Consider the following 18,774-nt stretch of genomic DNA (forward strand, 5'->3'; position numbering starts at 1 on the left):
CTGTCTCATTTAGTGGAGTTAGCACAAAACCAATTTTTGGAAAAATAGGCGAACGAGTTAGGCGTAAAATCCATAACGTAAAGTGTGTGAAAGCCAATGGAGGAGGGAATATATGTACGGGTGGTATCCGCAAGAGGGTTATTATCCAATTTCGGCGGGAGAAGGCAGACACTACAACGATTACGAATTACTGAGACACATTGCCAGATTAGAGCGACGTCTGGCGGAAGTACAAGAAGCCTTGTCAGCATGTACGAAAAAGAATGACGCATTAAAAAAGGATTTAGAAGTTGTCAGACAGCAAAGCCCAGTGCAAACTCAGAATGATCAAACCTATCAACAACCAGCAGTAGATAAAGTAAATGTCAAATGCATAGCAGCGACAGGGACATCGGTAACCTTTGAAATATCGGGAAGAAGTTTAACATTTGATAGCGATTACTATGGGAAATATGTAGGCGATTATACCCCTGGAAAAGTATACGTAGCCATGGCGGATTATGGAGCGGGGCAAATCTATCTAACCATTAAGGATGATAATGAGATTTGGCATACCTTCAGATATTCACGAATCCAATCGTAATTGACAAGATGTGCTCATGAAAGTCGGCGGAAACAATAGAATGAGATTGCTCGCTTAGATTGATTCTTGTCGAGTGATATATCCAAGGATACTGACTGCGTGTTCCCAGAAAATGCTTATGTCACTCGACATTCTACTTACTTCGGAATTACTATGGAAGTAAATACTTATCTGAGTTGGGATAAACTGCATCAGAATGGTTGGATAAATTTTGTAGTTGTGGTAGAATTGATATGAAAATGAACGATTTAAAAAACTTCCTCCTTCCAGTTGTGCCTTACGAGCTGGCACAAGGTATTTTTCAATTCAACATTTAGATAAATTCCTAAATATCTAAAAATGACGTATGAAAGTAGGATCGATTGATTATGTCAATGAATTACGCATTTAAGGCACTCTCTGATCCCACAAGAAGAAAGATTCTTGACCTTTTGCGGGAGAAAGATATGACGGCTGGAGAAATTGCCGATCATTTTCAAATGACAAAGCCCAGCATCTCCCACCACCTCAGCTTGTTGAAACAGGCACAAATGGTTTACGACGAACGAAAAGGGCAAAACATCTACTACTCGCTGAATACGACCGTTTTTCAAGACTTATTAAAATGGTTTATCCAATTCCATTAGAAAGTGAGGGAGTCACATGAATAAGTCCAATTTGTCTCTATTATTATTTGCCATCAGTGTAGTCATAAGTGTATTTTGCTATCCCTCCATGCCGGATCAGATGGTCATTCATTGGGGACCAAATGGTGAACCGAATGGTTTTGCGCCTAAGCTTATGGGTGTAGCCTTCATTCCGGTTGTGATGCTGTTTCTCTTCGTGGCTGTTCGCAGTCAAAAACAGTATTACCAAAAGTTCCAAAGCAGTCACGATACAATCTTGCATACATTAATGATCGTACTTCTCGTCATCCATAGCGTGATAATCGCATATGGATATGGGTATATGTTAAATATTGGGATATTTGTAACCCTTATTTTGGGAATTCTCTTTGTAACAATTGGGAATTTTATGCCTCGTTTTCGACATAACTATCTGATTGGGATACGCACGCCATGGTCACTCGCTAGTGAAGAGGTCTGGAAAAATACCCACCTACTGAGTTCCCGTGTGTTCTTCATCGGAGGAATTCTCATCATGCTCACCTCATTCTTACCAACAACCTTACATTACATCCTAATGTTGATCATTGTGTTGGTGACAATTCTGATTTCGATCGCAAGCAGCCACTACTATTACAAAAAAACAGGAAGGAGAAAGTAAAATGAAAAACTTGAAAATAGCATTTCTGTTATCGTTGGTGAGCGCTATCGGTTTTATCGCAGCTATTCCCTATTTGCTGGCAATTGGCGGGGATGCATTAGCCCTGGTACCTCTCCCGATACCGGTTGCAATGGCAATTTTCGTCTTACAGGGAACCATCATGGCGTTTCTGTTTTCGTGGATTGGATTGACTTTCGCAACCAAGGTTGGGTTGGATGCCCCTGTCCTTCGGAAGTGGTTATATAAAACGAGTGGAGAGTCCTTTCATAAAAAGGGGATCATTCAAGCAGTCATCTTTGGATTTGCAGCAACGGGTCTGCTGCTCCTACTGGAATTCGCCGTTTTCCAACCATTACTACCAATTTTGGCAGAAAAAGCCCAAGACGTAGAAGTGTCGGTTTGGGCAGGCATCCTGACAGCCATTCAAGGTGGAGTATACGAGGAAGTCATGGTTCGTTTATTCATGATGACCATGATCGTGTGGATTTTGAGCAAGTTATTCGGACGTAAATCCTCCCCTAAGCCATGGATGTACTGGGCAGGCATCATTGGGGCAGCCCTTATATTTGGGCTTGGTCATCTCCCTGCGGCAAATGTTTATTTTGGTGAGATTACCCCGCTTTTGTTCATTCGAACGCTCGCCCTTAATGGGGTGGCAGGTATATTATACGGATACCTCTACTGGAAGCGCGGGCTGGAGTACGCAATGATTGCACACGCGATCGGGGATATCGTCCTTCATGGTTTCATTAAATAAGACCGTTTCCCTTATGATTCCGTGTGAGTAGAAAACATACAATTTTTTAACATTTCGAGAGCTTAATCGAGTAAGCAGATCAAAAACTCCGTCGTAAGGTGGTTTTTGGTCTTCTTTCTGTTTGGTCAAAAAGCGGTATGAAAAACAAATTTTAATTTTTATGGAAATTTATTGAATGCGGGAAAAATGAGGGGTAATATAGAGAATGGAATTTATTAGGAATGAGGGGGGCATGCCTTGCGTTTTCTAACGAATTTTTCTCTCAGAAATTCAACAGCTATTATTATTATGAGCCTGCTTATCGTAGTTAGTGGAATCATTGCCGCCATGTCTCTCAAGGTAGAGAACATGCCGGATATCACTTTCCCTGTGCTTCTAGTCAATACGACTTATCCGGATGCATCACCAGAAGATGTTCTCGATGATGTAACGAAGCCATTGGAACGTGAAGTTGGGCATGTAACGGGCGTTAAGGCAGTGGAGTCATACTCAAGCAACAATAGTTCCACGCTACAGGTTTACTTGGAGACCGGTTCAGATGTACAAGCTGTCAGGGACGAGCTGGAAAGAAGAATCTCCAGTATCGCGCTTCCCAGTAAAGTAAACAGACCGCAAGTAATGATTCAGGGCTTCAGCAATCAACCCGTCTATTATCTGTTCGTGACAGGACAGGATAAGGAGAGTGGACTCGATCATTTTGACAACGATGTAAAAGAAACCGTACTCAAAGAGTTAGAAGGCATTGAAAGTGTTGATAAAGTATCAACAATAGGCGGGCAATTCAAAGAAATGAAAATCCTGCCAAAGGTAGATGCGCTAAACTACTACGGAATCTCTCCGTTGCAGTTGAAACAGCTTTTACTTGACAATCACGTAGCCCTGCCTATCGGTTCGATCATCGAGGATGGGGAAGAGCGCATCATTCGCGTGGTGAGCCGTTACCTCACAGTGGAAGATATTCGTAACACCAAGATATTCCTCCCAAGTGACCCTAAAAATGGGCTTACCTACGTAAGGCTTGGCGATATCGCTGAAATCAATTTTGATGAAGTCGTTAATTCGATCAGCCGCTATAACGGAAAGAATGGAATTAACATCAATATTTACAAAACGCGTGACGCCAATGCGGTAGAAACCGGTGATGCCATTAATGCAAAATTATCCCTTTTGAAAGAAGAGTACCCGAACTTAACTTTTACCACGATTTATGACACTTCTGTCGATATCAAGAATTCGATTAACGGCATGCTCAAGGAAGGCTTGCTTGGAGCTATTATGGCTTCTGTAGTCATTTTGCTGTTTTTACGTCATGTAAAAGCGACCCTCATCGTCCTAGTCTCGATCCCAACATCCATCTTAGTAAGTCTGATTTTCATGTCCTGGATGGACATTACTCTCAATATGATCACACTGTTCGGGATGGCAGTGGCTGTAGGACGAGTCGTGGATGACAGTATCGTCGTTATCGAGAATATTTTCCGCCATTTGCAATTGAACAAAGAACGCAAGGAAAGCTTGATTCAAATCGCCACCCACGAAATGCTACATGCCATTACCTCATCGACTTTTACGACAACCGCCGTATTTTTACCCATTGTATTTGTTGGGGGGATGATCGGAGAAGTATTCCGCCCATTTGCATTAACCGTCGTCTGCTCGCTGTTTGCCTCACTATTAGTAGCCGTGACGATTGTTCCTCTGTTAGCCAAGCTGATGATTTTAAAAGACCACAATATCAAGGAATATGAACATGGGAAAGGGTCTGACACGTACAGGAAGTTGCTTCAATGGTCACTCAACCGCAAGCCTGCTGTCGGATTTCTGTCACTCGTTCTATTTGTCGCAAGTCTAGCGCTTCTCCCGTATATGAAATACGGTTTGTTTCCTGATCCGGAAGCGAAGTACATATTCGCACAAGTAACGATGCCAAAAGGTACACAACTAGATGGACTCGATCAAACGGTTGCCCAGGTCGAAAGTAAATTGATGGAGCAGCCTGAAGTAGAGTACATAGAAATCAATCTTGGCTCTGAAAATGAAGCGGAAATACGCCAATCGAACCAAGCCCTCTTACTAATCAAAATAGGGCAAGATGTGAATCTCGACCAAACCATCAAGAAATTTGAGGGAATCGTCAAACCTATGATTCCACTAGGAACCGAAATGGCCTTGACGAAGCCTGGTAGCAGCGATACCAACAAGTTTAAGGTGATTCTGTATGGACCAGATCTGGATCGTTTGAAAGAGGCAAGCGAAATAGTCAAATCAAACTTGAAAGTAAGTCCGCTGTTGACCAACGTGAAGGACAATCTAAACGATTTCAAAAATGAAGTTGTCATCAAAGTCGATAGAGACAAAGCCTCGGAACTGGGAGTTTCCCCTGTACAGGTGGCTCAAGAAGTCAACCTCCTGGTCTCGGATACCCGAATTGGCAAGATCAAAGTCGACGACAAAGACTACAGTCTCTTCTTTGGACTCAGTGAAAACCATGCGAAATCGTTAGAGGAACTGAATAATATCTACATCCAAACGCCAAGCAAGCAACAAGTTCGTTTGGTGGACTTTGCCGAGATTGACCAAGAAAAAGTTCAATCACAAATCATGCGCAAGGACGAAAAACAATTCGTGCAAATTACAGCAGATATCACGAGCGACAACAAAGGCGGTGCGAGTAATTTCCTGTTTGCGATGTTGCAAGCAGAAAAATTGCCTGCTGGAGTTACATTGTCATCTGAAGGTGTCTCAAGTGACATGGAAAAAAGCTTTAAAGATATGCTTTTAGCCATTGGTGCAGCGATTTTTATCGTCTACATCGTCATGCTCATCACTTTTGGCAATGCTACAGCTCCGCTCGCCATTCTACTGTCCCTGCCACTTGCTGTGATCGGCGGATTATTTGGTCTGTTCATTTCGGATACCGTTCTCGATATAACGGCACTTATCGGCTTTTTGATGCTGGTCGGAATCGTTGTTACCAATGCAATTGTGTATGTGGACAATATCCAGCAGCGAAGACTGGAAGGGACTTCTATGCGTGAGGCAGTTGTCGAAGCTGGCGTTACCCGCGTACGACCCATTATTATGACGGCTGTTGCGACAGTCAGTGCGCTCTTGCCACTTTACCTCGGCTTTTCTGAAGGGGCCTTGATGACTAAAAGCTTGGCGATTGTGGTCATTGGTGGACTCGTTACTTCGACGATCCTGACCTTGTTCGTGGTTCCTATCGGGTATGAATTGCTGTATCGGATCAAGAAAGAGTTTTTTGCCCCTGATACCAAAGAAGCGGAGATCGAGCCAAGTGAAGATATGTTCATTTCCGTGCTGAGAAGTTTACGCGATATGAAAAAGTCTGGGTAAGGCAGAGGGAGGAGTTTACTTAATATGAAGAAGACGAAGCTAATCAGCTCAGGCGTGGCATGTCTTTTAGGCTTGACAATCATCTCGGGATGCAATTCACAATCCGTAGACAGTACCAATTCAAAAGAAGGACGAACACCAACCGAAAGCCAGTCCGGCACTGAGGTTGAAACCATTAAAGTGGAGAATTCCGTTGATGTTCAAGTAGAGGAAGTCATAGAAGGAGAACTCAAAGACTCTGACAGGTTGCTTGCGGAGGTATTCGCTAACACGGATGTGAGTATTTACGGCAAAACTACCGGAACCGTCTCTCAAATCCTGGTAAAGAAAGGGGATACAGTCAAAAAAGGACAAGTCATCGGAAAGCTGGATCAAACCGAAGCGCAATTGAAACTGCGCCAAGCTGAGGCAGCATTAGCAGTCGCCAACGCAAATCTTGAGCATTCCAACAAAATGGGGACGTCTGGCGAATTGGCTAACAGTCAATTGAAGCAGGCGGAGCAAACCTATGCGAGTGTCAAGCGTACGATGGAACAAGGATTGACGCTCGCACAGGCAAATTACAACCGCTCAAAAAAGCTGTTTGAACAGAAAGCTTTGTCCAAAGGTGAGCTTGAGAATGCGGAAAACGCGTATCTGCAAGCAAAAAACCAGTATCAAAGCCAGCTGGATCAGGCGCAAACCGCTTTGATTAATGCACGGTCACAAGTGAATACAGCCGATAAAAATGGACGAGTCACGCAAGCAAATGTGCAACAAGGAAAGGTTGAAGTGGATATTTCCAGGAATGCATTGGAAAACACACTGATCAAATCAACAATTGACGGCATTATTACCGATATCCAAGTCCAAGAAGGCGATACAATCAACCCGCAAAAGCCTATTGCAACGGTAATTAACCTTGATCCGATGATTGTGAAGGTGAATGTGTCTGAAAAAGCGTTGGCAAGCTTTCAAAAAGGAACACAGCTAAATTTGCAGGTTCCGTCTCAAAATATCAAGGTCAAGGGCAGTATTACCTACGTGGGACTAAAGGCTTCTGACCAATCCAAGCTTTTCCCCGTGGAAATAGAAGTGCCAAATCCAAAAGGCACGTTACTACCCGGAATGAAGGCAGAAGTCTCTTCAATCAATGGACAAGCAGGGATTCTCATACCAACAGATGCGATCCTTGAGCGAAATGGGAAATCGGTAGCCTACGTCGTGAATGGAGAAAGAGTAGCTGAAAAGGAAATCTCGATTGCTTCGAAAGGAACGGAGAAGACACTAATCAGCTCTGGAGTGAAACCTGGAGACAAGGTAGTTATCAAGGGGCAATCACAATTAAAAGATAATGCAAAGATTCGCATTGTTCCCTAAGTAATAGCGAGGAGGATACCTATGCAAAAGATGTACGTTTCCCAGAACAGATGGCTACTCTCTGCAAAAACGACGGCAGAGGCAGAAGTGCTATTATTTTGCTTTCACTATGCTGGTGGCCATGCTGGTATTTATCGGGATTGGCAAAAAAAGCTGCCTGTTCAGATTGGCGTTTGTCCTGTACAGCTCCCAGGCAGAAGTAATCGCTTTTTAGAGCCTTGCTACACGGATTTGTCTGTAATGATTCGTGATTTGGCAGAAGCGCTCCTTCCCTATCTGAATCGACCGTTTGCCTTTTTTGGACATAGCATGGGAACGCTGGTCAGCTTTGAGCTGGCCAGATATTTACGCAAACATTACAACCTCAAGCCGCAGCACCTGTTTGCATCCGGATACCATGCTCCACATCTACCAGATCCGGGTGAAGCCATCCATCATCTCCCGGATCAAGAGTTTCTGGAGGGCGTACGAACGATGAATGGCACGCCAAAGGAAATTTTTGAGGACCAGGAGATTCTGAATATGCTTCTCCCTACGCTTCGGGCCGATTTCACGATATGCGAGACGTATAGGTATCAAGACGAGGAGCCGCTGGAGTTGGGAATAACGGCCATTGGCGGTTGGCAGGACCCTGACTTTTCCATAACACATCTCGAAGCCTGGGCAGATCACACGAACGCTGCTTTTCAAACCTACATGCTGGAAGGGGACCATTTCTTCATCCATTCGCAACAGGACCAAGTCATTAGTATTGTGGGGTCAACTCTTCAAAATTATCTTACTGGGTACAGGGGGATAGGATGATGACAGGAAAAGCAACACGAGAGGGGACACAGCGCCTAGCTCAGGCCAATCCCCATCTTTTCTATAAGCAATTTGGCAGCTTCGATGTGTGGATCAGTCAGGTTGGATTCGGAACGTACCGGATTGATGAACAGGATGAGCAGTACCAGCAGGCTCTCCGTAAAGCGTTGCTCGAAGGAATTAACTTGATTGACACGAGTAGTATGTATACAAATGGGAGCGCCGAAAAAGTCATCGGTAATGTGCTGAAGCAACTGATAAGTGAGGAAAAAATAAAGCGGGAAGAGCTTGTAATCGTGTCCAAGGCTGGTATCGTACAAGGCGAGGATTCCGAGGAAACGACGAAGAGGACAGCGGAAGGAAAACCGTATCAAGACTACACGACGGTACACGAAGGAATGTCGATATGTATCCACCCTGAATATCTTCAAGACCAGCTGACACGCAGCCTGCAGCGCTTGCAGGTTGACACGATTGATTGCTACATGCTGCACAATCCAGAGTGGTATTTGCTATGGGCCAAAATGAAAAAGATCAAACAACAGGAAGCGTATGATGAATTAATAGAGCGAGTGGAGAAGGCTTTTCGACATCTGGAGAAAGAAGTAGAATCAGGTCGGATTCAATGCTATGGTGTCAGTGCCAATTCGTTTGTCAGCAATGTCAAAGAATTTGATTTTATTGCGTTAGATACCCTCTGGGACATTGCAGAAAAGATTACGCCGAATCACCATTTTCGCGTCATCCAGTTTCCAATGAACATGTACGAATCCGGTGCCATACTGGAAAAAAGTCATGCGCAAGGCAAGAGTGCCTTGTTATTTGCCAAGGAAAAAGGGCTTGGTGTCATGACCAACCGGACCTTAGATGTGACAGCAAAGGAAAAAATCTTCCGCCTGACGAACATCCAACTAGATCAGAGCGCGGTCATTGACGAAAAAGAAGCCATTCGTCGAATCAAAGATTGCTTGAATCGTGTAGATGATGTAGAGGATCAAATCGTCTATCGCGTCTTGCCATTATTAAAAATGGAGAAGGAAGATGTGAAAGAACTGAAGAAAAAAATATCATCTGGAGCTACACTCCGGAAATACTGGAAAAAGCTATACTCTGCAACAAATGTGCAAAATGTGAGAAACTTCTTGTTTGAACCGATCATCGAAGATATTCGCAATACGATTAAAAAGCATGAGGGCTTGGACGACCAGACGCAGCAATGGCTGGATACTTACAAGGCAGCTCTCATGGAGACAGCAGAAGCTTTGCAGAGCTACTACGCCCCGAAAGACTACCAGCGATCACTGGATATCTCGAAAGAGCTGACAAGGGTGAAACCGCATTTAATGACAACAGATAACCTCAGCCAATCCGCGATTAGAACGATGCGTGCCACTCCAGAGGTGCACAGTGTCCTCGTAGGGATGAGACGTGAGCATTATGTAGAGGATGTACTAATGGAATTGAAGAGACCTTTAGATACGATCATGCAAGAAGAAGACTGGCATACGATGACGCAAACTCTCAAAGCGGTTATTGGCTAAAAACAAAACCCAAAAGTAAAACCACCTTATGGAATCGTGTAACAACAACGATTTCATAAGGTGGTTATTTTTCATCCCCTCGGTTATTTCCACTTGCTGATGATATGCTCGCGATCAAACACTTTAATACTTATCTGGAACAGGATCAGGGCTACCACCGCACAAAGCGTGACCATTCCCAGATAGATTACCGGATTGCTCATCATGGAGAGGAAGATGACCTGACTGACAGCAAGTCCGATGATCGGCAAAACCAGTATGGCACCAAATTGTTGGGCTGCTGCGACGTTGTCAACTTTGGAGGAAACAATGACGCTCATGGATACGCTAATGATCGAAATAAATGGAACCAGCAGGAGCATCGCGAGAATAAATACGATGGAAAAATACTCTCCAGCATTGTCAAAGGTTGCAAAGATGAACCCTAGAAAAATTAGCTGGACCACCCAGGTCAAAGCGATGGAAGGCAAGGAGTAAGCTAAGACCTTACCGAGCAAAAACTCCTTGGTGGAAATCGGGGTGACCAGTACGCTTTCCAATGTTCCTGTCATTTTTTCCATGATGATACTCGTCGTGGCAAATGTTAAGGGGATCATCGCCGGTACAATCAGGAACAAAAGGAAGTAGAAGCGGGCAATCGCTATATGACCATCTGTACCTGCCATGTTAAGGAGGGGATTGGTCAATTTCATCAGGTTAAGGATGAACTCCATTTTACCGTTTTGGGCAAATACAGTAGTGATCAGAGCGACAATCAATATAACGAATGGTGCCGCAAGGTTCGTAATCAATACGGAGCGGGCAGCGAAAAGCTCTTTCCATTCTCGGAGAATAACAAATCCCGGCATCCTAGATCGCCTCCTTTTCTTGATTCAACAAGCTGAGATAGGAGTCCTCCAGTGACACGGAGATGGGTGCTATGTAATTGACGGTAATATCCGCAGCAACCAGCTTTTTGACCAGCTGAGGGTTCGAGGTCTTCGGATTGGCTACCCTCAGATGGAACTGATCTTCGGTGCGCTTATACGTCTCCACTTCCTCGGCGGCTTTAATGATCTGTTCCGATTTATTCGAATCCGCTCCTACGTCAAGAAGCACATTGTAGGTGGTCCACTCTTCGCGGAACTTCTGTGGGGTGGTTAATCGAATCACCTCACCCTTAATGATGGCGAATTCATGACATAACTCATCAATTTCTGCGAGGATATGTGAACAAAAGATGATCGTTTTTCCAGATGCAGCCCACTCGCGAATCAGATCTTTCAGCTTCCGGGTGCTGACCGGGTCGAGATTGGCTGTGACCTCGTCTAAGAAAAGCACCTCTGGGTCGTGTAAAATCGCGCAAACAATCGAAAGTTTTTGTTTCATTCCCTTCGACAATCTGCCGGCAGGATCATTTCTTCTGTCCCACAAATCGAACTGGCGTAGCAAATACTCGATGCGTGAAGCACGCTTGGCTTTGGGAATCTGGTAGCAGGAGGCGAAGAATTCCAGGTTGTCCAACAGAGAAAGCTTGTCATACACCCCGGGAGATTCCGTTACACAACCAATTTTTTTGCGAATCTCTTCTTTATTTTTGCTGATTTGATGACCGAGGATGGTGACTTCTCCTGACGTAGGCTCAATGAGGCAGGACAAGATACGTAGGGAGGTTGTTTTTCCAGCTCCATTAGGTCCAAGTAGACCGAAAATTTTACCTTTGGGAATCGAGAGGGAAATGCCATCGAGAACTTTTTTGTCTCCAAACGATTTTTTGAGATCCTTAATGACGATTGCAGGCTCCATAAAAATATCCCCTTTCCTAGATTTCTCTGTGACTCCAATTTCATGTGCAGCTCTCATATCGTAACCTTTTTATCCAATTCGGAATATTAAAAATCTGTAAAGGTAATGAGTTGATTAGCAAATGGGCAGAACCAACTGGAGATGGAGACACAGAGGCAATTTCATATCAGAGTGAAATGTCAAATTGAGCGAAGTGCAGCATTGAAAACGGGAGTTGTCAGAAATTGTCAATTTTTACCAGTGGTAAACTTACCTCCTTTCATCGCTCAAAACAAGCAGAGTAGCGCCTTTTGGCGTTCTTTCCTCTATTTGTTGGGCCAAAAAAATAAAAAAATTTACATACAACTACTTGCAGAGAACCATATTTTTGAGTTATATGTAAAAACATGTAACAAAAAGTAAAAATGTGGCACAACTTCCATCTAGGATGATTTTCAATCGAAGTCAACTTTTTGTCAACGAAATTATGAGAAATGCTGGTGATGTTTTTTTGAGAATACTATTCCTAACAACATTCATGAGCAAAGAAAACAGGATTGTCCAGTATCTGGAATCAAGAAACCACGAAGTCATTGTGTGCACAAAAAAATGGGAGCAACAAACCGAATATTTCGAAGAGATTGACTATGTTGTCAGTTACGCGTACGGCTATATTCTGGGTAAGGAAATCGTTTCTCATTTCAAAGGGCGCATTGTCAATCTACATACATCCCTCTTGCCCTGGAACAAGGGGAGAGACCCTGTTTTCTGGAGCATTTGGGATGAGACACCAAAAGGGGTTACGCTACACCTCATAGACGAGAACATAGATACCGGCAATATCCTTGTTCAGGAAGAGATTTCTTTTAATGACGATGATACGTTGATCGATTGTTACAACAAAGCGAATCAGGTGATTGAAGACCTGTTCATCCGAGAATGGGAGAACATTGTCAGCGGGCGGATCACACCTTTTCCACAACCAACTGGCGGATCGATTCACTACAAAAAAGACCGAGATTTCTACAAAAACCTGAATATGACTACCGTAAAAGAACTGCTGGCATTAAAGCGTTTTTGTGGGAAACGAACACAAGTAGAGAGGCAGAGCGATCTAACCTATCATCAGTTGTTTGAACGACAAGTCGAAGTGTCACCGGACAGTCTGGCAGCTGTATGTCAAGACCAGTCCTTGACATACAAACAGCTAAATGAGCGAGCCAATCAGTTAGCTCATAACCTTTGTGCCAAAGGAGTTAAGCCTGACGATCTGGTGGCGCTCATGATGGACAGATCACTGGACATGCTGGTGAGTATCCTCGCCGTTCTAAAGGCAGGGGCAGCATATCTCCCTATCGATCTGGATTATCCGGATGAACGAATCGCTTATATGCTAAACGACAGTAGTGCACCTGTTTTATTGACACAGACTCCCTTTATCGAAAAGGCGAAAAGCATCTGCGAACTAGAAGTGATCGACGTGTGTGACCCTGATAGCTTTAGCGACAGAAAAGAGAATCTACCGCACGTCAATCGATCAACAGATCTCGTCTATGTCATGTATACATCGGGATCGACCGGTTTGGCCAAAGGCGTGATGATCGAGCATGGCAACTTGGTAAATTTTTGTGAATGGCATCGCCAGTACTTTGAAGTGAGCCATGCAGACAAGGCCCTTGTCTATTCCAGTTTTTCATTTGACGGATCTGTATTGGATATTTTCCCCTATCTGCTCACGGGCGCTTCACTACACATCGTGCCAACTGCCCTGAAGTATGATCTGATTGCCTTGAATGATTATTGCAACCACGAAGGCATTACGATCAGCTTTTTTCCGACGGGAGCAGCTGAACAGTTCATGCAAATGGATAATCGTTCTTTTCGAGCGATGCTTACAGGCGGGGATGTGCTAAAAAAGGTTGATCGGCGCGGTGCTTACAAGCTGTACAACTTGTATGGACCGACAGAGTGCACGATTCTTGCTACTGTTTTTGAGGTGGACAAGCAATACCAGAGCATTCCGATTGGCAAGCCTATTGGTCATACCTCCATCTTAATTTTGGACGAAAAGCTGGCATTACAACCGATTGGGGTAGCAGGCGAGTTATTTATTCTCGGTAGAGGGTTGGGACGAGGGTATGTGAACCGACCAGATCTGACTGCTGAGAAATACATCATTCATCCGCAGACGGGGGAGCGCATGTACCGCACGGGAGACAGGGCACGCTGGTTGCCTGACGGGAACATCGAGTTCATGGGCCGCCTCGACAATTTGGTGAAAATTCGCGGGTATCGGATCGAGCCAGGAGAAATTGAACCTTTCCTCATGAATCATCCAATGGTCGAAATGGCAACAGTTATCGCCAAAGAACGGGAGGATGGCCGCAAATACTTAGTTAGTTACTATGTTGCTCCTGATGAAATCCCTTTTCACGAGCTGAGGGAATGGCTCGGAAATGATCTTCCTGATTACATGATCCCGACTCACTTTGTTCACATGGACGCGCTACCGCTCACCACGAATGGAAAGGTAGACAAGCGGGCATTGCCAGATGTACAGGGAGATGAGGAGCTGCTGAGGGAATATTACGTCGGGCCGACTGATGAGCTTGAACAACAATTGGCTCACGTGTGGAGTAGTGTGCTGGGAATTTTGCAGGTGGGAATCGACGACCATTTTCTTGAATGCGGTGGGGACTCGATCAAGGCCATGCAGCTCATTTCCCAGTTCAAAAATATCGGATTCGATTTGAGATACGACCAGCTTTTTAAGCATCCAACGATTCGCCAATTGAAACATTTGTTCACAGAGCAAGAGCAGACGAACATACCACCATTGCAAGAGCTGACCGTACAACAGCAATACGAAACATCCGCGGTGGAGAAACGGATGTACATTATCCAACAGCAGGATCCCGAGTCGATCGCATACAATGTGACATTCACGGTTGACTTTCCCCACTCCGTAGATGTGGAGCATATCCAGCTGGCCTTGCAACAGCTGGTGATACGTCACGAAGGATTACGAAGCACGTATCACATGTATCATGACGAAATCGTAAAGCGAATTGTCACGTGTGCCGAACTATCATTTGTCCGTCAAACGGGTGTAGAAGAGGTCCTGCACAGCCTACTTGCAGAGCACATCAAGCCATTCGATTTGGCAAAGGCACCATTGCTCCGGGCTGGAATCATTGAAACTCCTGACAAAAAGGTTCTCTGGCTCGACTCCCATCACATCCTCATGGATGGATTATCCAAGTCGATTTTGTTACGGGAATTACAGACTTTACTCGAACAACAGCAGCTCCCCCCTTTACAGAGTACCTATAAGTCGTTTGCGCACTGGCAAAATGACTGGCATGCAAGCGAGGAATACAAACAGCAAGCTGCTTACTGGAAAACCCTTCTTGAGGGAGAGCTTCCCGTTGTCCAGCTTCCTACACGAAAACGTCCGCCGCAACTGACATTTGATGGGGCTACGACCACGTATCGCGCAACCAAAGAACTCACGAGAAAGCTCAAGACCACCGCAACCAAACATGATGGAACCCTCTATATGCTGATGCTTACCATCGTATCTGTCTGGCTATCCAAGATGAATAACGACAGCGAGCAAGTCATACTAGGTACCGTAACAGATGGAAGACAGCATCCAGATACGCGAGAGATACTTGGGATGTTCGTTAATACCTTGCCACTTCTACTCTCAATTGATCATGAAGAAAGCTTCTTACATAACCTGCAACAGGTGAAGCAAGAGCTTTTGTCCGCTTTGCAAAACCAGTACGTTCCCTTTGATAAAATTCTCGAAGGCTCCGGCGCAAGACGCGACGGGAATCGTCATCCCCTGTTTGATGTGATGTTCATGATGCAAAGCACATCGGAGACAGGGTTGGAAAACTACACGCGTCATATCAACAACAGGATTAGCAAGTTCGACCTGACACTAGAAGCAGTGGAGCGGGACAATGAGCTGCACATTGTCTTTGAATACAACACAAGGTTGTTTGATGAATCCATGATCCACCGCATGATTGCGCAGTTTGAACACCTCCTTTTGCAAGCTGTTCACGCTTTGGAGGCGCAAGTTAAAACGTTTGAACTAATGCCTCAAGCGCAACGCCTCGATTTGTTACTAGGGGTAAACGATACATCCAAAACATACCCCGGCAAATTGATCATGCAGTTGTTAGAAGAATGGGCTGCTGTTACACCTGACAAGATCGCATTGGTTCTTGGCGAACAGTGCATGACGTATCGAGAGCTGAACGAACGAGCTAATCAACTGGCACATACCCTCCGGACAAAAGGGGTGAAACCAGACGATCTGGTGATGCTGATATCGGAACGATCCTTCGAGATGATAGTGGCCATTTTCGCCGTATTGAAAGCAGGTGGAGCCTATCTGCCGATCGATCCGAACAGTCCGGCTGACCGAATTTCCTACATTTTCACAGATAGCGGCGCTAAGATGGTGATGGCACAGTCCCGTTTCGTTGAAAAAGCAAGCTTTACAGCGGGTGTTATAGATCTGGACAGCGAGAGGAGCTTTTCCCCAGATACAAGCAATCTACCACTGGTTAACATGCCGGATGACCTCGTGTATGTCATGTACACATCAGGCTCAACCGGGAAGCCCAAAGGCGTGATGATTGAACACGGGGGGCTGCTCAATGTGCTCCATGCCATGCAGGATGAATATCCGCTAATGAGTGAAGATGCGATCCTGCTGAAGACGACCTACATTTTTGATATCTCTGTAGCCGAAATTTTCGGATGGATACCTGGAAATGGAAAATTGGTGATTCTCGAGCCAGAGGCAGAAAAGACTCCCAAAGAAATATGGCACGCGGTAGTCCAAGAAGGGATCACCCACATCAATTTCGTGCCATCCATGTTGATTCCGTTCGTCGAATATCTGGAGGGGCGAAACGAAGCCAACCGATTGCGGTACATTCTTGCTTGTGGGGAAGCGATGCCGGATGATCTCGTGCCAAAGGTGTATGAAGTACTGCCGGAGGTGAAATTGGAAAACATCTACGGGCCAACAGAAGCGACCATCTATACGTCCCGTTATTCGCTCGCAAAAGACTTACTGGAGAGTCCTGTCCCCATCGGAAAGCCACTGCCCAACTATCGAATGTACATTGTCAATCAGTATGGACAGTTGCAGCCGATAGGCGTTCCAGGCGAACTCTGTATAGCTGGGATCAGCTTGGCAAGAGGATATTTGAATAACGAAGAGCTGACCGCGGAAAAGTTTGTTGCCCATCCATTAGAGGCTGGAAAGCGTATCTATCGCACTGGTGACCTGGCACGCTATCGTGAGGATGGCAACATCGAGTATCTCGGACGGATGGACCATCAGGTGAAAATTCGTGGATACCGCATCGAGTTGGATGAAATTCGAAGCAAACTGATTCAGGAAGCGTCCATTGATGATGCGGTGGTTATGGCCCGAGTGGACCAGAACAATCAGGCATACTTATGCGCCTATCTGCTTTCCGCGAAGGAATGGACAGTCAGTCAATTGCGAGACCTGCTTCGCCGTGAATTGCCAGAATATATGATACCTGCCCACTTCGTTCTCATGAAGGAGTTTCCCCTTACATCCAACGGCAAGCTAGATCGCAAGGCTCTGCCCGAACCGGATGGAAGTGTGAGAAGCGAAGTGGAATATGTAGCCCCCCGCTCTGAAATGGAAAAGATTCTTGCCGGAATTTGGGGAGAAGTACTTGGCATCGAGAGAGTAGGGATTCAAGACAGCTTTTTCGAGCTTGGTGGGGATTCAATCAAGGGTTTGCAGATCGCGTCTCGTCTGCAACGGATGAATCTCATGATGGCAGTCAATCATCTGTTTAAATATCCAACCATCGAACGAATGGCACCGTTTATCATTTCCGAGAGTATCAATTTCGATCAGGGACTGGTAACAGGGCCTGTCTTGCTTACACCAATCCAGCACTACTTCTTTGAACGGATAACATCAAGTAGACATCACTGGAATCAAGCCATGATGGTTTTCAGCCGAGAGGGCTTCCATAGCGAACTATTGATGGAGTCTCTCCATGCACTTGTGCTTCATCATGATGCCCTGCGCATGAGCTTTATCGAATCGGATGAGGGATTTGTCCAGTTTAATCGGGACGACGATGGTAATCTGTTCGAATTCCATGTGTTTGATTTTACAGAAGAGCTGGACGCTCGTAACAAAGTGGAAGAAGAAGCAAGCCGTCTTCAAGCCAGTATGAATTTACAGGAGGGGCCGCTCGTTCAAGTAGCGCTCTTCAAGACAAGAGTAGGTGACCATCTGCTTTTTGCGATTCACCATCTGGTTGTTGACGGTGTTTCCTGGCGAATCATTCTGGAAGACTTCCGAGTCGCCTATCAGCAAGTAGCCTCAGGTAATCCAATTGCTATAACGGAAAAAACACATTCTTATCAAAAATGGGCGAAAGAGCTGAAAACCTTTGCCAATAGCAAGAAGCTTGTCAATGAACTAGCTTATTGGAAAAAAGTCGAATCCATCCCGTGCCCTCCCTTACCGAAGGATCAGGAGACCATTTATCAGACCGAAATGGAGACGATAACAGCGTCGGTTCGTTTCTCCAAAACGGAGACGGAACAATTACTGCGCCATACAAATCACGCCTACCAAACGGAAACGCAAGAGATCTTGTTGACTGCCTTGGGAATAGCAATGCAGGAATGGACAGGGGCAAACGATGTAAAGGTCTTTTTGGAAGGACATGGACGTGAAGAGATTGTCAAAGGCTTGAATGTATCCCGTACGGTAGGTTGGTTCACTTCCCTTTTCCCTGTCGTGCTGCCTGTAGCCAAATCGGGCCAATTGGGGGAGCAGATCAAGCTGGTCAAAGAAACGATGCGTGCCATTCCTAATAAAGGAATCGGGTATGCCATCCTAAAGCATCTCACAGATTCCGAGCACAAACGAGACATCCATTTCACACGCCAACCCGAGGTTGTGTTCAATTATCTGGGACAGTACGATGCCGATCTGGACAATGAGCTTTTCACATTATCGGATCTACCAGAGGGTAGAGTACTAGGCCCTCATGCCGAGCGCATGCACCCGCTCGATATCTATGCCAAGATTATCGGTGGAGAGCTAGTTATCTATTTGAATTACAATCGCCATGAGTATCACAAAACGACGATAGACAAGCTCATGGGACTCTATCAATTTCATTTGAACGCTATTATTTTACATTGTTTACAAAAGAAAGATTCTGAGTTAACACCGAGTGATTTCGTGGACAAGAAGCTCTCTTTGGAAGAACTCGATGACATTATGGACTTGATAGGCGATTTGTAAGTAA

Annotated in this window: 11 protein-coding genes; 9 read left to right on the top strand and 2 right to left on the bottom strand. The window is 45.1% G+C overall.

Features of this window, described 5'->3' with window-relative positions; all coding sequences use genetic code 11:
- Positions 1–112: 112 nt before the first annotated feature.
- The 8 genes from M3630_RS01175 to M3630_RS01210 all read left to right on the top strand — a co-directional run bounded on the left by M3630_RS01175 (position 113) and on the right by M3630_RS01210 (position 9,667).
- Positions 113–583: a hypothetical protein gene (locus M3630_RS01175; protein ID WP_237901031.1), complete on the top strand. Its 471-nt coding sequence runs from the start codon at positions 113–115 to the stop codon at positions 581–583.
- A 368-nt stretch (positions 584–951) separates the two neighbouring features.
- A complete protein-coding gene (locus M3630_RS01180) occupies positions 952–1,209 on the top strand; it encodes an autorepressor SdpR family transcription factor (RefSeq protein ID WP_007729097.1) in 258 nt (85 codons plus the stop codon).
- A gap of 16 nt (positions 1,210–1,225) precedes the next feature.
- Positions 1,226–1,849 (top strand): SdpI family protein, encoded by a 624-nt coding sequence (locus M3630_RS01185; RefSeq protein ID WP_251250940.1) that lies wholly within the window; start codon positions 1,226–1,228, stop codon positions 1,847–1,849.
- A gap of 1 nt (position 1,850) precedes the next feature.
- Positions 1,851–2,606 carry a CPBP family intramembrane glutamic endopeptidase gene (locus M3630_RS01190; RefSeq protein WP_251250941.1) on the top strand — a complete coding sequence of 252 codons (756 nt, stop codon included), beginning with the start codon at positions 1,851–1,853 and terminating at the stop codon, positions 2,604–2,606.
- Between the two features lie 237 nt (positions 2,607–2,843).
- Entirely contained in the window at positions 2,844–5,963 is a 3,120-nt protein-coding gene (locus M3630_RS01195) for an efflux RND transporter permease subunit (protein ID WP_232772898.1), read from the top strand.
- Positions 5,964–5,987: 24 nt separating this feature from the next.
- Positions 5,988–7,322: an efflux RND transporter periplasmic adaptor subunit gene (locus tag M3630_RS01200; RefSeq protein ID WP_251250942.1), complete on the top strand. Its 1,335-nt coding sequence runs from the start codon at positions 5,988–5,990 to the stop codon at positions 7,320–7,322.
- A 21-nt stretch (positions 7,323–7,343) separates the two neighbouring features.
- The gene (lgrE, locus tag M3630_RS01205) at positions 7,344–8,126 is read left to right on the top strand and encodes a linear gramicidin aldoreductase LgrE (RefSeq protein WP_221866906.1); all 783 of its coding nucleotides are present in this window, start codon (positions 7,344–7,346) and stop codon (positions 8,124–8,126) included.
- Positions 8,123–9,667 carry an aldo/keto reductase gene (locus tag M3630_RS01210; protein WP_251250943.1) on the top strand — a complete coding sequence of 515 codons (1,545 nt, stop codon included), beginning with the start codon at positions 8,123–8,125 and terminating at the stop codon, positions 9,665–9,667. Before lgrE ends, M3630_RS01210 begins: the two co-directional genes overlap by 4 nt.
- A gap of 83 nt (positions 9,668–9,750) precedes the next feature.
- On the opposite strand, the gene M3630_RS01215 is transcribed toward M3630_RS01210, so the two are convergent.
- A complete protein-coding gene (locus tag M3630_RS01215) occupies positions 9,751–10,515 on the bottom strand; it encodes an ABC transporter permease (protein ID WP_173609156.1) in 765 nt (254 codons plus the stop codon).
- 1 nt (position 10,516) lies between these two features.
- On the bottom strand, positions 10,517–11,452 hold the full coding sequence (locus M3630_RS01220) for an ABC transporter ATP-binding protein (protein WP_173609155.1): 936 nt from the start codon (positions 11,450–11,452) through the stop codon (positions 10,517–10,519).
- A 490-nt stretch (positions 11,453–11,942) separates the two neighbouring features.
- Here M3630_RS01220 and M3630_RS01225 point away from each other — a divergent pair, with 490 nt between their 5' ends.
- Complete coding sequence (locus M3630_RS01225) at positions 11,943–18,770, top strand: non-ribosomal peptide synthetase (RefSeq protein ID WP_251250944.1); 6,828 nt, start codon at positions 11,943–11,945, stop codon at positions 18,768–18,770.
- Positions 18,771–18,774: the final 4 nt, after the last annotated feature.

It is taken from the genome of Brevibacillus sp. MER 51 (genome assembly GCF_023714195.1).
Taxonomy (GTDB): Bacteria; Bacillota; Bacilli; order Brevibacillales; family Brevibacillaceae; genus Brevibacillus.

Excerpts from the sequence above, each read along its gene's own strand:
- M3630_RS01175 (WP_237901031.1), top strand. The coding sequence starts at position 113 with ATGTACGGGTGGTATCCGCAAGAGGGTTATTATCCAATTTCGGCGGGA.
- M3630_RS01180 (WP_007729097.1), top strand. The coding sequence starts at position 952 with ATGTCAATGAATTACGCATTTAAGGCACTCTCTGATCCCACAAGAAGA.
- M3630_RS01185 (WP_251250940.1), top strand. The coding sequence starts at position 1,226 with ATGAATAAGTCCAATTTGTCTCTATTATTATTTGCCATCAGTGTAGTC.
- M3630_RS01190 (WP_251250941.1), top strand. The coding sequence starts at position 1,851 with ATGAAAAACTTGAAAATAGCATTTCTGTTATCGTTGGTGAGCGCTATC.
- M3630_RS01200 (WP_251250942.1), top strand. The coding sequence starts at position 5,988 with ATGAAGAAGACGAAGCTAATCAGCTCAGGCGTGGCATGTCTTTTAGGC.
- lgrE (WP_221866906.1), top strand. The coding sequence starts at position 7,344 with ATGCAAAAGATGTACGTTTCCCAGAACAGATGGCTACTCTCTGCAAAA.
- M3630_RS01210 (WP_251250943.1), top strand. The coding sequence starts at position 8,123 with ATGATGACAGGAAAAGCAACACGAGAGGGGACACAGCGCCTAGCTCAG.
- M3630_RS01215 (WP_173609156.1), bottom strand. The coding sequence starts at position 10,515 with ATGCCGGGATTTGTTATTCTCCGAGAATGGAAAGAGCTTTTCGCTGCC.
- M3630_RS01220 (WP_173609155.1), bottom strand. The coding sequence starts at position 11,452 with ATGGAGCCTGCAATCGTCATTAAGGATCTCAAAAAATCGTTTGGAGAC.